Origin of the sequence: Novosphingobium rhizovicinum (assembly GCF_040813635.1) — a bacterium.
GTDB classification, from domain to species: domain Bacteria; phylum Pseudomonadota; class Alphaproteobacteria; order Sphingomonadales; family Sphingomonadaceae; genus Novosphingobium; species Novosphingobium rhizovicinum.
In genome coordinates this window covers 44,132-57,453 of record NZ_JBFNXR010000054.1, presented here as the reverse complement: position 1 = coordinate 57,453, position 13,322 = coordinate 44,132, and the positions used below count along the sequence as shown (strand labels likewise).

The 13,322-nt window shown below is 61.6% G+C and carries 13 protein-coding genes and 2 tRNA genes; 10 read left to right on the top strand and 5 right to left on the bottom strand.

The genetic code is table 11. The features are described from left to right. Nucleotides 1–101: 101 nt before the first annotated feature. Nucleotides 102–178, bottom strand: a tRNA-Pro gene (locus ABUH87_RS16815). Between the two features lie 165 nt (nucleotides 179–343). On the opposite strand from ABUH87_RS16815, the gene thyA reads away from it, so the two are divergent. The 5 genes from thyA to ABUH87_RS16790 all read left to right on the top strand — a co-directional run bounded on the left by thyA (nucleotide 344) and on the right by ABUH87_RS16790 (nucleotide 5,573). Further along, nucleotides 344–1,318: a thymidylate synthase gene (gene thyA, locus ABUH87_RS16810; RefSeq protein WP_367775268.1), complete on the top strand. Its 975-nt coding sequence runs from the start codon at nucleotides 344–346 to the stop codon at nucleotides 1,316–1,318. Nucleotides 1,319–1,409: 91 nt separating this feature from the next. Next, nucleotides 1,410–2,708 (top strand): 3-methyl-2-oxobutanoate dehydrogenase (2-methylpropanoyl-transferring) subunit alpha, encoded by a 1,299-nt coding sequence (locus ABUH87_RS16805; protein WP_367775267.1) that lies wholly within the window; start codon nucleotides 1,410–1,412, stop codon nucleotides 2,706–2,708. Continuing rightward, nucleotides 2,705–3,757, top strand: coding sequence for an alpha-ketoacid dehydrogenase subunit beta (locus ABUH87_RS16800; RefSeq protein ID WP_367775266.1), 1,053 nt, complete (start codon nucleotides 2,705–2,707; stop codon nucleotides 3,755–3,757). Before ABUH87_RS16805 ends, ABUH87_RS16800 begins: the two co-directional genes overlap by 4 nt. 4 nt (nucleotides 3,758–3,761) lie before the next feature. Beyond that, nucleotides 3,762–5,165 carry a dihydrolipoamide acetyltransferase family protein gene (locus tag ABUH87_RS16795; protein WP_367775265.1) on the top strand — a complete coding sequence of 468 codons (1,404 nt, stop codon included), beginning with the start codon at nucleotides 3,762–3,764 and terminating at the stop codon, nucleotides 5,163–5,165. Between the two features lie 331 nt (nucleotides 5,166–5,496). Next, a tRNA-Asp gene (locus ABUH87_RS16790) sits at nucleotides 5,497–5,573 on the top strand. A 96-nt stretch (nucleotides 5,574–5,669) separates the two neighbouring features. Here ABUH87_RS16790 and ABUH87_RS16785 read toward each other — a convergent pair. The 4 genes from ABUH87_RS16785 to ABUH87_RS16770 all read right to left on the bottom strand — a co-directional run bounded on the left by ABUH87_RS16785 (nucleotide 5,670) and on the right by ABUH87_RS16770 (nucleotide 7,189). Then, nucleotides 5,670–5,885, bottom strand: coding sequence for a DUF2842 domain-containing protein (locus ABUH87_RS16785; protein ID WP_367775264.1), 216 nt, complete (start codon nucleotides 5,883–5,885; stop codon nucleotides 5,670–5,672). Continuing rightward, on the bottom strand, nucleotides 5,885–6,493 hold the full coding sequence (locus tag ABUH87_RS16780) for a 5-formyltetrahydrofolate cyclo-ligase (RefSeq protein ID WP_367775263.1): 609 nt from the start codon (nucleotides 6,491–6,493) through the stop codon (nucleotides 5,885–5,887). Before ABUH87_RS16780 ends, ABUH87_RS16785 begins: the two co-directional genes overlap by 1 nt. Nucleotides 6,494–6,650: 157 nt before the next feature. Continuing rightward, nucleotides 6,651–6,986 carry a cell division protein ZapA gene (locus ABUH87_RS16775; protein ID WP_367775262.1) on the bottom strand — a complete coding sequence of 112 codons (336 nt, stop codon included), beginning with the start codon at nucleotides 6,984–6,986 and terminating at the stop codon, nucleotides 6,651–6,653. Further along, nucleotides 6,983–7,189: a hypothetical protein gene (locus ABUH87_RS16770; RefSeq protein WP_367775261.1), complete on the bottom strand. Its 207-nt coding sequence runs from the start codon at nucleotides 7,187–7,189 to the stop codon at nucleotides 6,983–6,985. The genes ABUH87_RS16775 and ABUH87_RS16770 overlap by 4 nt, the downstream gene beginning before the upstream one ends. A gap of 188 nt (nucleotides 7,190–7,377) precedes the next feature. On the opposite strand from ABUH87_RS16770, the gene tkt reads away from it, so the two are divergent. From tkt to ABUH87_RS16745, 5 genes are all read left to right on the top strand, one after another. Then, nucleotides 7,378–9,363, top strand: coding sequence for a transketolase (gene tkt / locus ABUH87_RS16765; protein WP_367775260.1), 1,986 nt, complete (start codon nucleotides 7,378–7,380; stop codon nucleotides 9,361–9,363). Nucleotides 9,364–9,378: 15 nt separating this feature from the next. Beyond that, complete coding sequence (gap, locus tag ABUH87_RS16760; RefSeq protein ID WP_367775259.1) at nucleotides 9,379–10,386, top strand: type I glyceraldehyde-3-phosphate dehydrogenase; 1,008 nt, start codon at nucleotides 9,379–9,381, stop codon at nucleotides 10,384–10,386. 74 nt (nucleotides 10,387–10,460) lie between these two features. Beyond that, entirely contained in the window at nucleotides 10,461–10,880 is a 420-nt protein-coding gene (locus ABUH87_RS16755) for an MOSC domain-containing protein (protein ID WP_367775258.1), read from the top strand. Continuing rightward, nucleotides 10,877–12,076 (top strand): phosphoglycerate kinase, encoded by a 1,200-nt coding sequence (locus tag ABUH87_RS16750; RefSeq protein ID WP_367775257.1) that lies wholly within the window; start codon nucleotides 10,877–10,879, stop codon nucleotides 12,074–12,076. The genes ABUH87_RS16755 and ABUH87_RS16750 overlap by 4 nt, the downstream gene beginning before the upstream one ends. Nucleotides 12,077–12,102: 26 nt before the next feature. Then, complete coding sequence (locus ABUH87_RS16745; protein ID WP_367775256.1) at nucleotides 12,103–13,236, top strand: acyltransferase family protein; 1,134 nt, start codon at nucleotides 12,103–12,105, stop codon at nucleotides 13,234–13,236. The last annotated feature ends 86 nt before the right edge of the window (nucleotides 13,237–13,322 follow it).

Below are 13,322 nucleotides of genomic sequence, written 5' to 3'. Positions count from 1 at the left end.
CCCCCCAAGAGTCTCTCCGCAATGGACGCTGTCCAGCAGTCCCCGCTCCATCACGGTCGCTCGGCAGAGCGATGCATTGTCAGCTGCTTAGTGCGGTAAAATGGTCGGGGAGAGAGGATTCGAACCTCCGGCCCCTGCCTCCCGAAGACAGTGCTCTACCAGGCTGAGCTACTCCCCGACCGATCGGAGCCGATGTGATCGGCCCGAGGCAGGAGCGCGCCTATAGAGAGCGAATAGGAGAAGGGCAAGCGGGGACATAACTACGTCCTGGTTTTTCTCCTTACCGCCGACTGACGAGAGTGCGTGCCTTGGCAGTTTGCGGAGTGGGAGCTAACCAGAAGCCATGTCCGCAAACACCTTATCCCCACCCCAGTCCAGCCGGTCCGATCACTGGGAGTGGCAATACTTGGATCTCATGCGCCGCATCTGGGAGGGGGGTGACGAGCGGACAGATCGTACAGGAGTCGGCACGCGCTCGCTGTTCGGCGCGCTCATTCGGTTCGATCTCTCTGGCGGCGCAATGCCGCTGCTGACCACCAAACGCGTATACTGGAAAACCGCAAGCCGGGAACTGCTATGGTTCCTTTCCGGAGAGACGAACATCCGCCCCCTGTGTGCACAGGGCGTAGAAATCTGGACTGACTGGCCGCTGGACCGTTATCGGCGCGCAACCGGCGATGAGCTAACGCGAGCGGAGTTCTCGCAGCGGATCGTCTCCGATGCGCAGTTCGCGGAGCGCTGGGGCGATCTTGGTCCTGTCTACGGCAAGCAATGGGTGGATTGGCCTGTTTATGAGCCGGTGACGGAAATTTCAGGCGAAACACTCTATCGGCTGAGAAGGCGTGGCATCAACCAGGTTGCGCAGTTGGTTGAGAGCCTGAAAAGCAATCCCGGCAGTCGCCGCCATATCATCGAGGGATGGAACGTGGCGGAACTGGATGCGATGGCGCTGCCGCCATGTCACAAGACTTATCAGTTTCACGTCGCGGACGGACGTCTTTCCGGCATGCTGTACCAGCGCAGCTGTGATTTGGGCCTCGGATTCGCTTTCAACATGTGGTCCCTCGCCTTGCTGACACGAATGCTGGCGCAGCAATGCAACCTGGAACCCGGCGAAGTCGTTTGGACAGGTGCCGATGTCCATTTGTACCTCAATCATGCGCAGCTTGTGGAAGAGCAACTCATGCGCGTGCCGGCGGGCGAGCCAAAGCTGGCTTTTGAGCGGCGCCCCGGCTCAATCTTCGAGTACCGGATCGAGGACCTGATGGTGAGCGAATATGCCCCTCAGTCTCATATTCCGGCGCCAGTAGCGGTCTGATTGACATTGCGGCAGTGTGAAATAAAATGACGTCTTATTGGAATATTGTTCTGCCTGCCGACTAAGGGGGCATCGCACGGGAGACGCGAGAATGGCTGACAGCGGCGCAGGGCCGGCCCGAAACCGAGGCAATTTGCCGCCACTCAGCTTGCACGTGCCAGAACCACGTTTCCGTCCTGGCGACCGCGTGGATTATTCGCACCTTCCCATTCCTCCGGCCGGTGAGCAGGCGCGCCCGGATGAGACCTGCGATGCAAGCGATACGCGTGGTCTGTGCGACGACCTGATCCGCGTGCTCGATGATGATCATCGCGCAGTCGGCGCCTGGGACCCGAAGCTCGATCCGGAGACGTTGCGCCGGATGCTGCGTTCCATGGCGCTCACTCGCGCGTTTGACGATCGGATGTATCGCGGCCAGCGGCAGGGCAAAACAAGCTTCTACATGAAGTGCACCGGTGAGGAGGCGATCTCCATCGCTACCGCTCACGCCTTAGCCCGCGATGACATGGTGTTCCCCAGCTATCGCCAGCAAGGCATTCTTATCTCGCGGGATTTCCCGCTGGTGGAGATGGTCAACCAGATCTACTCCAATCGGGCCGATCGCTTGAAGGGGCGTCAGTTGCCGGTCATGTATTCGGCGCGCGACTACGGCTTCTTTTCGATTTCGGGCAACTTGGCGACGCAGTATCCGCAGGCTGTTGGCTGGGCCATGGCGAGTGCGATCAAAGGCGACACCCGCATCGCCAGTGCCTTCGTAGGCGAGGGATCGAGCGCAGAAGGTGACTTCCACGCGGCGATGACGTTCGCCGCAGTCTACAATGCGCCTGTCGTTTTCAACATCGTCAACAATCAGTGGGCGATCTCCAGCTTCTCCGGCTTTGCTGGCGCTGAGCGGGCGACGTTTGCAGCACGGGCGGCTGGTTACGGGATTGCCGGGCTCCGCGTGGACGGCAACGATGCTCTGGCGGTCTATGCTGCTGCGCTGTGGGCCGCTGACCGCGCGAGAGCCAACGCCGGCCCGACGCTCATTGAACACTTTACCTATCGTGCCGAAGGTCACTCCACATCGGACGATCCGAGTGCCTATCGTTCCGTTCAGGAGCGCGAGGAGTGGCCGCTTGGCGATCCCATTGACCGGCTCATGCGGCATCTGATTGCGCTGGGGGAATGGTCAAGTGAGCAGCACGCCGAGATGGACCTGCAAGTGGCGGAAGAAGTGAAGGCTGCGACAAAGCAAGCCGAGAAGAACGGAATTCTCGGGCACGGCATGCATCACCCGTTTCACACCATGTTCGAGGACGTGTTCGAGGAGTTGCCTTGGCATCTGCAGGAGCAGGCCGAGCAGGCTATCCGTGAACGCCAGACCAAGTTTCCGGAGTGGAAAGCATGATCGAGGAAGAGGCGGTCAGCCTTCACGACGCACCTACACGCCAGCTCAACATGATCGATGCGATCAACGATGCGCTGGATATCATGATGGCGCGCGACCCTGACGTGGTGATCCTGGGCGAGGACGTCGGTTATTTCGGTGGCGTCTTCCGCGCGACTGCAGGGCTTCAGAAGAAGTACGGCAAGCAGCGGGTGTTCGATACGCCGATCAACGAATGCGGGATCGTGGGTGCAGCCGTTGGGATGGCCGCATACGGGTTGCGGCCAGTCCCGGAAATCCAGTTTGCCGACTATATCTATCCCGGCCTGGACCAGCTCATCTCCGAGGCGGCACGGATGCGCTACCGTTCGGCGGGCGAGTTCACAGCGCCGCTGACCGTGAGGTCTCCGTTTGGCGGCGGTATCTTCGGGGGCCAGACCCATAGCCAGAGCCCTGAGGCGCTGTTTACGCACGTGGCCGGGCTCAAGACCGTGATTCCGTCCACGCCGCACGACGCCAAGGGCCTGCTTATCGCAGCGATCGAGGACAATGATCCCGTCATCTTCTTCGAGCCCAAACGCATCTACAACGGTCCGTTTGACGGCTACTACGACAACCCCTCGAAGACCTGGAAGGCTCATCCCGGCGGAAAGGTGCCTGAGGGCTACTACTCGATCCCTCTGGGCAAAGCGCGCGTGGTGCGTGAGGGCTCAGCCCTGACAGTGCTGGCGTACGGCACGATGATCCACGTGGTCGAGGCAGTGCTGGCCGAGAAGGGGGTCGATGCCGAGATCATCGATCTGCGTACACTTGTTCCGCTGGATATAGAGACTGTGCAAAAGTCGGTGGAGAAAACCGGGAAATGCCTGGTGGTGCACGAGGCCACCCGCACGTCCGGCTTTGGCGCAGAGCTCTCCGCCTTGGTGCAGGAGCGGTGCTTCTATCATCTTGAGGCCCCTGTCGAACGCGTAACCGGGTTCGATACGCCTTATCCGCACAGCCTGGAGTGGGCTTATTTCCCCGGTCCCGTTCGCATTGGCGAGGCGGTCGATCGACTCTTGAAGGACTGATCCGATGGGCCGTTACACATTCCGCCTGCCCGACATCGGCGAAGGCATCGCCGAGGCCGAGATCGTCGCCTGGCACGTGAAGGTCGGCGACATGGTCGAGGAAGATGGCCGCCTTGCCGACATGATGACCGACAAGGCCACTGTCGAGATGGAAAGCCCGGTCTCCGGCAAAGTGCTTGAGGTTGCGGGTGCTGAAGGCGATGTGATCGCAATCGGATCGCCTCTGGTGGTGATAGAGACCGAGGGTGAAGCCGAAGAGGCTCCTGAACCTGCTGCCGCGTCGGAGGCTGTCTCTTCGGCACCCGCGCCTAAGGCTGAGGTCGTGCAGGCACGGATTGAAGCGGAGAATCTCGATGCGGGCGATGCGGACCGCGCACTGGCTGCCGACCCGGATCCCGTCACCAGGGGCGATCCGCTCGACAAAGCAGCTGCGCCTCGGCCTTCGCCGTCTGCGGTATCAAAGTCTCCGTCGACATCTGCAACGCCTGCCGTTGCGCAAGGGGCGAGGGCGCCGCAGCTCCGGCCTGCATCTGGAGCGAAGGTGCTGGCGAGCCCAGCCGTTCGGAAGCGTGCAAGCGACCTCGGCATAGATCTCGCAGAGGTCCGCCCTGCCGAAGATGGACGCGTGCGGCATGCGGACCTGGACGCATTCCTGGCCTATAACGCCTCCGGAGGCTTTCAACCTGCTGGCCGCAGGGGTGAGGACGAGCAGGTCCGTGTCATAGGCCTGCGCCGCCGGATTGCCGAGAACATGGCGGCGTCGAAGCGCAACATCCCCCACTTCTCTTACGTTGAGGAGTACGATGTGACCGCTCTTGAGGAGGCGCGTGCGCAGCTGAATGCTGGCCGGGGAGATCGGCCTAAGCTCACCATGCTCCCGTTCCTGATTTCAGCGATCTGCCGTCTGCTGCCCGAGTTTCCAATGCTCAACGCGCACTACGACGACGAAGCTGGCGTGGTGACTCGGTACGGTTCAGTGCATCTGGGGATGGCTGCTCAGACGCCTGCCGGTCTGATGGTGCCTGTCATTCGTGACGCGCAGGACCGTAACCTCTGGCAGCTCGCGACTGAGATTGCGCGCTTGGCCCAAGCTGCACGCGAAGGCACAGCCAAGTCGAGCGAGCTCTCCGGATCGACAATCACGCTCACCTCGCTCGGGCCGATGGGCGGGGTGGCGACAACTCCCGTCATTAACCGACCGGAAGTGGCGATCATCGGGCCTAACCGCATCGTCGAGCGCCCGATGTTCGTCGCTGACGCGCATGGCCACGAGCGCATCGAACGGCGCAAGCTCATGAACATCTCGATGAGTTGCGACCATCGCGTGGTCGACGGCTGGGATGCAGCGAGCTTTGCTCAAGCTCTCAAGCGTCTGATTGAGGCACCAGCGCTGCTGCTTGCGGGCTGACGCTATAGGCGCCGCTGGCGCCTATAGTCCCCTAACGAATGTCCGACTGGCTTAGCGCCCGCATGTCGATCATGCGGGCGTTCTGTCATGTCCGCACATGAGCACGGCGAGTGTCTGCCTCGGGGTCTCCGGGCCATACCTTCCGCTGCGCATGGAGGCGCGAGAGGTCATTGCGCGCACCTGAGATGCCACGGGAGCTGTTTGGAAGAAGGCTCCGAGAGGGGCATCGCAAGAAAAATCACGCTGTGTTGTTTTGTGGTGTTGACAGCCCAACCAGCCTGGCCTAGTTGCGCGGCTCCCCAAGGGGTGCACGCCCAAAAGCGTCGAGAACGCGGGTGTAGCTCAGTTGGTTAGAGCGCCGGCCTGTCACGCCGGAGGTCGCGGGTTCGAGCCCCGTCACTCGCGCCACTTGGGGAATTTTCCTTCATAAGAGGCAATGCGCCGAGGCTGCGCTCCAGGTAAACTGGAGCGGGCCCTCGGCCTCTCCCGTCGTACTCCCTTACTTCAGCCCCAGCGGCCGGTTTCCATCCAGATCAGGTAACGCCGCAGCGGAAGGATCCATATGATCCCAAGCACCAGGTAAATGGGCGCTTGGGCCAGCGCGGGCCAGCTTCCGATCAGAGGAGCCACCAGGACTGCGATCGCCAGTCCATAGAGGGCGAGGCCAAGTACAATGCCGAGCACCCCAACGGGGATTCTCCAGGTCGGCTGCTCGCGCATCAATCTTGTCCTTCGTACATACGGGTAGGAGTCACCACTGCCGAGAGACGGCGGTCATGCGCTTCAGCCGGTAGGTGTTCGGCAAGTTGGCAGTCCCAGGCGAGACCGATTGCAAGCGCATCAGGATGATCTGCGAGCCAGCGGTCGTAATGACCGCCACCCTGGCCCAAACGGGTGCCGTCTGCAGTGAAGGCGAGCAAGGGCACCAGAAGTACTTGTGGAGTGACTTCCGTCGCGTCCTCTGGCGGCTGGCTTACGCCGAACGGCCCGGGTGCCAGCGCGGACATCACGTGCGGGTCGGGCAGGGCTCGAAACGCCATCGGAGCACTTCGGTCCGCGAAATAGGGAAGGGCCAGCCTCCGGCCATGCTCATGAAGCCACTGTGCGTAAGCCTGCGTCGGAGCTTCGTTCGGATGCGGGTGGTACAAGGCCACGCAGGCATCCTCCGGGATCAAACTGACGAGAGGTGCCGGCGGCCGTAGGAAAAGCAGCGCGCGCATCCTGTCCGGCAAGCTCGCTACGTGCTCACGCCGCAGCGCGCGATAGTGCTTTCGCAGCCGCGCCTTGAGGTTGGCGTTTGTCTCTGAATTCGGGGGTGACGGGTCCACCGTGGGTCGTTTCCTAGAAATCCTCTGACGCCTCGACGTCAGGTGGGAGCCATGTGTGCCGGACCAAGATCCGACCAGGGACAGCCCCCATTGGATTGCTTATAGCCTCAGGGATGTTCGAACGGCACGTGCCGGGCAGATCCCGTCAAAGCCTGAGTTAGGCGTTCGAGGCCGAATGCTCAAGATGGCGCGCAAGGATTTCGACTCTCTCGGCAATTCGAGTGACACGGTCCTCGATCTCCGCAGACACTGGTCCTGGCTTCGCCGGGGTGGCCCTCGCAATCTCTAGCTCGCTGCGCGCTTCATGCAGTTCGTCCGCCAGCATGAGCGCTGCGAACAGGAGCATTCGCGGTTCCCCTTGTTGTTTGAGGCCACTGTTGGCGCTGATTTTGGTGTCGATCATCTGCCCGAGGGAGGAGACGTGCTCTTCCTCGCCATCCGCACAAGCCACTGTGTAGCTGCGACCGCCTATCGAGAGGTGGACATTGCTCACTGCTCCTGCTCCGCCAGCAGCGTGTCGAGCCGAGCCAGCGCGTTCGTGACAGCAGCCCGCAGATCTTCGTGCCTTTGCTCAAGGTCCGAATCGCTTTCGATCGTCACCCGCGCTTGATTTTCCGTCTCCCGCGCAGCAGCCTCGATCCGTTGGAGTGCTGCCTCAATGCGATCGAGAGAACCGGTGATAGTTTCTCCATCCATGAACTCTGGGCTAGCGAGCGCTGCGGCAAGTGCAAGCTCTGGGCCCATAAAAGTGTGAATGAGCAGATCCTGGTCGGCGTTGAGGCGAGACGCAAGGGGTCGTGCTAACCTTGACGGAACAGTGTCTACCCGCGAAGAGGCCGCCAAGTCGAATCGGCGCCTCGCAGCCGTTCTTGCGGAGTAGTTTCATGAGCACCGACCCAGCCCGCTATGCGCCGATGGCGAACGCCATCCGTGCGCTCTCGATGGATGCGGTGCAGGCCGCGAACAGCGGACACCCCGGCATGCCGATGGGCATGGCCGATGTAGCCACCGTTCTGTTTTCCAAGTTCCTGCGCTTCGATCCCTCGTGCCCAGACTGGGCCGACCGCGACCGCTTTGTGCTGTCTGCCGGTCACGGCTCCATGTTGATCTATTCGCTCCTCTATCTGTCTGGATATGACAGCCCGACGATCGAGGACATTCGCAACTTCCGCAAGATGGGCTCGGTGTGCGCGGGGCATCCTGAGAACTTCCTGATTCCAGGCGTCGAATGCACCACGGGGCCCCTCGGTCAGGGGCTCGCGATGGCAGTCGGCATGGCGATCGCCGAGCGGCATCTCAATGCGACCTTCGGCAGCGATCTGGTAGACCACAAGACGTGGGTCATTGCAGGCGACGGTTGCCTCATGGAAGGCATCAATCACGAAGCGATCGGCCTCGCCGGCACGCTGAAGCTGAGCCGTCTCAAGGTGCTGTGGGACGATAACCGCATCACAATCGATGGTGATACCTCGCTCTCCACCAGCGAGGACATTCCTGCGCGCTATCGTGCGTCGGGCTGGGACGTGTTCGAGTGTGACGGTCACGACTTCGCCGATATCGAGCGTGCGCTTGCCGCAGCGGCGATGTCGGACAAGCCTTCACTGGTCGCCTGCAGGACGATCATCGGCAAGGGTGCACCCAACAAGCAGGGCGGGCACGATGTGCACGGCGCTCCGCTCGGCGCGGACGAGATCGCTGCCGCCCGCGAAGTTCTGGGCTGGCCCGACGAACCCTTCGTCATTCCCGGTGACGTGCTGGCTGACTGGCGCGATGCTGGGCTGCGCGGTGTTAAGGCGCGGCAGGAGTGGGAAGGGCGCGTTGCGGCCGATCCGCAGGCTGAAGAGTTCCAGCGCCGCATGGCAGGCGAGATCAAGGGCATTGACGAAGCGATGGCTGCGTTCAACGGCTGGCTTGATGGTGATGCCAGCGTCGCTACCCGCAAGGCATCAGAGAACGCACTTAACGTACTGGTCCCGCTCATCCCAGAGATGATCGGCGGCTCGGCCGATCTCACCGGATCCAACAACACCAAGGCGAAGAACCAGGCGCCGCTCACTTCTGAGGACTACGCGGGCCGCTACATCTATTACGGCATTCGCGAGTTCGGCATGGCTGCAGCGATGAACGGCATGGCTCTCCACGGGGGCGTAATCCCTTATGGTGGCACATTCCTGATCTTCTCGGACTATTGCCGCAATGCGATCCGCATGTCCGCGCTGCAGCAGACGAGGGCAATCTACGTCCTTACGCACGACTCCATCGGCCTTGGCGAAGACGGTCCGACGCACCAGCCGATCGAGCATATCATGTCGATGCGCCTGATCCCGAACCTCAACGTGTTCCGTCCGGCGGATCTGATCGAGACAGCGGAGTGCTGGTTGCTGGCACTCCAGACGCCCGAGACTCCGTCGGTGCTTGCGCTAACCCGCCAGAACCTGCCGCAACTGCGCAAGGAAGGCGACATGCAGTCCGCCCGCGGGGCCTACCGCCTCAAGTCGGCGAAAGCAGAGCGCAAGGTGATCCTGATGGCCACCGGCTCTGAAGTGCAGGTCGCTGTCGAAGTCGCCGAGCGTCTTGAGTCCCAAGGCATCGGGGCGGACGTGATCTCGGCTCCTTGCCTCGAACTGTTCGAGCAGCAAGATGAGGCTTATAAGCGCGAGTTGCTGCCTGACGTGGAGCCATCGCAGATCCTGCGCGTCTCGATCGAAGCAGGCGTAACCTGGGGCTGGGAACGCTACACAATGTCGAACGGCCTGAACGTCGGTATCGATCGGTTCGGCGCTTCGGCCCCAGCCAAGGATCTTTTCGCGCGCTTTGGTTTCACTGCGGATGCGATCGTTCCCAAAATTCTGGATAAGCTCAGCACGTAAGGAGGAGTACTTCTCATGGCGACCAAGGTTGCGATCAACGGTTTCGGACGTATTGGGCGCAACGTCGCTCGCGCCATTCTCGAGCGGCCCGATTGCGGTCTCGAACTGGTCTCGATCAACGACCTTGCCGACGCCAAGTCGAACGCGCTGCTGTTCAAGCGCGATTCCGTGCATGGCACTTTCCCGGGCACCGTCGAAGTCGACGGTAACGACCTGATCATCAACGGCACCCGCATCAAGGTGACCGCGGAGCGCGATCCAGCGAACCTGCCGCACGCTGAGAACGGCATCGACATCGCGCTGGAGTGCACGGGCTTCTTCGCGGACAAGGCTAGTGCTTCGAAGCACATCGAAGCAGGTGCCAAACGCGTGTTGATCTCGGCGCCCGCCAAGGGTGTCGATCTGACCGTCGTATACGGCGTCAACCACGACAAACTGACCGCTGACCATCGGGTCGTCTCGAACGCGTCGTGCACCACGAACTGCCTGGCGCCCTTCGCCAAGGTCCTGCACGAGGCGATCGGCATCGAGCGCGGCCTGATGACCACGATCCACTCTTACACCAACGACCAGAAGATCCTCGATCAGATTCACAAGGATCCCCGTCGTGCTCGCGCTGCGGCGATGAACATGATCCCGACCAGCACCGGCGCCGCGGTTGCCGTGGGTGAGGTTCTTCCAGACCTCAAGGGCAAGCTCGACGGTTCCTCAATCCGCGTGCCCACCCCCAACGTCTCGGTGGTCGACCTGGTCTTCACGCCTTCGCGCGACACCACCACCGAAGAGGTCAACAAGCTGCTCAAGGCTGCCGCTGAAGGTCCGCTCAAGGGCGTTCTCGGCTACACTGAGGAGCCGCTGGTTTCGATCGACTTCAACCACGATCCGCATTCGTCGACGATCGACAGCCTCGAAACCGCTGTGCTCGAAGGCAAGCTGGTTCGCGTTCTGTCCTGGTATGACAACGAGTGGGGCTTCTCCAACCGCATGGTCGATACGGCTGGCGTAATGGCGGGCCTGCTCTGATCGGACACTGCTGACGGATGTCGGTATCGGGCAGACTCATTGGCATCGCGCGGCGTCCACGGTCGCGTGCAGCCATGGAGTTGCTCGATACCGTCTTCGTGACTGTCGACGAGGGCGTGCAGGGGGACCTGCGCGGCCGCGTTCGGCCTGGCGCCAGGGGACGCCGACAGGTCTCTGTACTGGAAGCCGAAAGCTGGGCCTGTGCTATGGCTGAGCTTGGTCTTTCCGGCAGTGCCGTGTTGCCATGGCATACGCGCCGAACCAACTTCTTCGTTGAGGGGCTGCGCTTCCCCAGAGACGGGGGCTATATCGTCTCCGTGGGTGATAGTCTGCGCATAAGGATAACGCTTGAATGCGATCCCTGCGGGCGCATGGATGAGTTGTGGCCCGGGCTTGAGGCTGCTCTCACGCCAGATTGGCGCGGTGGCTTGCTCGGCAGAGTGATTGCGGACGGTACAGTCGCCATCGGCGACGAGATAAGGATCGAAACATGAGCGCTTTCAAGACCTTGGACGATCTTTCCAACGTGAATGGCAAGGTCGCGTTGGTCCGCGTTGACCTTAACCTCCCCATGCAGGATGGGGCGGTAACGGACGATACGCGTATACGGGCTGCCGCGCCAACGATCCTGGAACTGTCCGAGAAGGGAGCCAAGGTCCTCCTGCTCGCGCACTTCGGCCGTCCCAAGGGCGAGCGTGTGTCGACCCAGTCACTCTCGATGGTCGTGGGCGCGGTCGAGAAGGTGATCGGCAAGGAAGTGATGTTCGTCCCCGAGATCGCTGGTGACGTGGTCAAGCAGGCCGTGGGCATTCTTCGTCCCGGCGACATCGCGATTCTGGAGAACACGCGCTTCTGGAAGGGCGAAGAGAAGAACGATCCGGAACTGGTGAAGGCGATTGCCGAAAACGCCGACTTCTACGTCAATGACGCGTTTTCTGCCGCGCACCGTGCACACGCCACCACCGAAGGACTGGCGCGGGCGCTGCCTGCGTACGCCGGTCGCTCAATGGAAGCCGAACTGAAGGCCCTGGATAAGGCGCTTGGCAAGCCGGAAAAGCCGGTTGCCGCAGTTGTCGGCGGCGCGAAGGTTTCATCGAAGCTCGATGTTCTTACGCATCTGGTGACGCAGGTGGACCACCTCATCATCGGTGGCGGCATGGCCAACACTTTCCTTGCGGCCAAGGGGGTGGATGTCGGCAAGTCGCTTTGCGAGCATGACCTCGCGGAGACAGCGAACCAGATCCTGGAAGCGGCTGATAAGTCGGGCTGTACGGTACACCTGCCTTATGAGGTTGTCGTTTCCAAAGAATTCGCTGCAAACCCCGCGAGCCTTCGCACTTGCAATGTGCATGAGGTTGCGGCGGACGAGATGATCCTCGACGCCGGTCCGGCGGCTGCTGAAGCGCTGGGAGACGTACTCAAGACCTGCAAGACGCTGGTTTGGAATGGGCCTCTCGGCGCCTTTGAGATGGCCCCTTTCGACGCTGCAACGGTGGCGCTCGCCAAGACGGCCGCAGCGTTGACGCGTGAGGGATCTCTGGTCTCGGTAGCTGGCGGTGGCGATACGGTTGCAGCGCTTAACCATGCGGGAGTGGCGCAGGACTTCTCCTACATCTCTACCGCGGGCGGCGCGTTCCTCGAGTGGATGGAAGGTAAGGAACTCCCCGGGGTGGCCGCGCTTCAAGCGTAAGGCTGGTCAGCAGCAAGGCCGCGGCGATGATGAAGCCGTTACCAGAGGCATGCCCCGGTCCAGCAGGGTCGGGGCTGGGCCGCTATGTGACGCTCGACGGTATGCGCGGGCTTGCGGCCATTGCCGTGGCCTTGTTCCATTTCGACGTTGCCTTGGTGCCTCACGGCTACGTGGCGGTCGACTTCTTCTTCGTCCTGTCCGGATTCGTACTGTACCGGAGCTATTTCCCCCGGTTCAGGCAGGGCCTGGGCATTGGGCGCTTCATGGTACAGCGGCTCGCTCGGCTTTATCCTCTGTTCCTGTTGGGATTGTTGCTGGGGGGGGCGCTTGCTCTGCAGCAACTGCTGAGCGGTGATTCCAAGGCGCTTCCGCTGCATGAAGTTGTCAGCGCGCTGGCGTTCAACGGCTTGATGCTGCCTTCGCCCGCCAGCTTGCCGCTCTACCCGCTCAATGTTCCGTCATGGTCGCTGTTTTTCGAGATCCTGGCGAATCTGGCGCTGATTGCGTTGCTGTTTCGGATTCCCGCGTGGGCTTTGGCAGCGATCTGTGTAGCCGCGGCCGTCGGGATGGTGCCGGTCGTGATCGCCAATGGCTCAGGCAACATCGGCGCCCTGTGGGGTGAACACAGCATCGCTTTGATGCGCACAGCCTTTTCCTTCACGCTGGGGGCTCTGATCGCCATGCTGCCGGAGGGCAGGTGGGGACGGAAAGCCGCATCGCCCGACGGAGATCCCTCCCCACACTTACGCGCCTCGAGCTGGCTTGGCGTTGCGTGCATCGCTGCGATTGGAGTGCTTCTATCATGGCCGGTGGTTGGGGAGTGGAGTGCACTCTACGATCTGGCCATCATCCTGTTCTTCTCGCCGTTGCTGGTTTTCCTTGGCAGCAGGTGTGAGCCAGTGCGCTTCGCGGTTCCAGCCGCTGCATTCACGGGCGAGGTTTCCTACGCTCTATATGCAGTGCATTGGTCCTTCATCGAGCCGATGCGTGCTGCAGTTCGTGAGATGGGTTTGTCCCCTCTTCCTGCGGGTGCCCTGTTCCTGATTACGATGCTGACTGCAGCATGGATTGCGGTCCGCTGGTACGATCTCCCGCTTCGCAGGAAGTGGACTGCGCTTCTGAGGCGGAGCGCCCGTGACACAAGGCCACTTGGCGTGTGATATGATTAACAACATAGATGCCGCAGTTGCGAAAAACCGGGGCACTCGATAATGAATCAGACCTGTTCCGAACTAACAGAGGGATT

What these genes read in the sequence shown, in the direction of transcription:
- ABUH87_RS16755 (WP_367775258.1), top strand. Translation starts at nt 10,461, where the DNA reads ATGGAGTTGCTCGATACCGTCTTCGTGACTGTCGACGAGGGCGTGCAG.
- ABUH87_RS16750 (WP_367775257.1), top strand. Translation starts at nt 10,877, where the DNA reads ATGAGCGCTTTCAAGACCTTGGACGATCTTTCCAACGTGAATGGCAAG.
- ABUH87_RS16795 (WP_367775265.1), top strand. Translation starts at nt 3,762, where the DNA reads ATGGGCCGTTACACATTCCGCCTGCCCGACATCGGCGAAGGCATCGCC.
- gap (WP_367775259.1), top strand. Translation starts at nt 9,379, where the DNA reads ATGGCGACCAAGGTTGCGATCAACGGTTTCGGACGTATTGGGCGCAAC.
- ABUH87_RS16800 (WP_367775266.1), top strand. Translation starts at nt 2,705, where the DNA reads ATGATCGAGGAAGAGGCGGTCAGCCTTCACGACGCACCTACACGCCAG.
- tkt (WP_367775260.1), top strand. Translation starts at nt 7,378, where the DNA reads ATGAGCACCGACCCAGCCCGCTATGCGCCGATGGCGAACGCCATCCGT.
- ABUH87_RS16770 (WP_367775261.1), bottom strand. Translation starts at nt 7,189, where the DNA reads ATGGATGGAGAAACTATCACCGGTTCTCTCGATCGCATTGAGGCAGCA.
- ABUH87_RS16745 (WP_367775256.1), top strand. Translation starts at nt 12,103, where the DNA reads ATGATGAAGCCGTTACCAGAGGCATGCCCCGGTCCAGCAGGGTCGGGG.
- ABUH87_RS16785 (WP_367775264.1), bottom strand. Translation starts at nt 5,885, where the DNA reads ATGCGCGAGCAGCCGACCTGGAGAATCCCCGTTGGGGTGCTCGGCATT.
- thyA (WP_367775268.1), top strand. Translation starts at nt 344, where the DNA reads ATGTCCGCAAACACCTTATCCCCACCCCAGTCCAGCCGGTCCGATCAC.
- ABUH87_RS16805 (WP_367775267.1), top strand. Translation starts at nt 1,410, where the DNA reads ATGGCTGACAGCGGCGCAGGGCCGGCCCGAAACCGAGGCAATTTGCCG.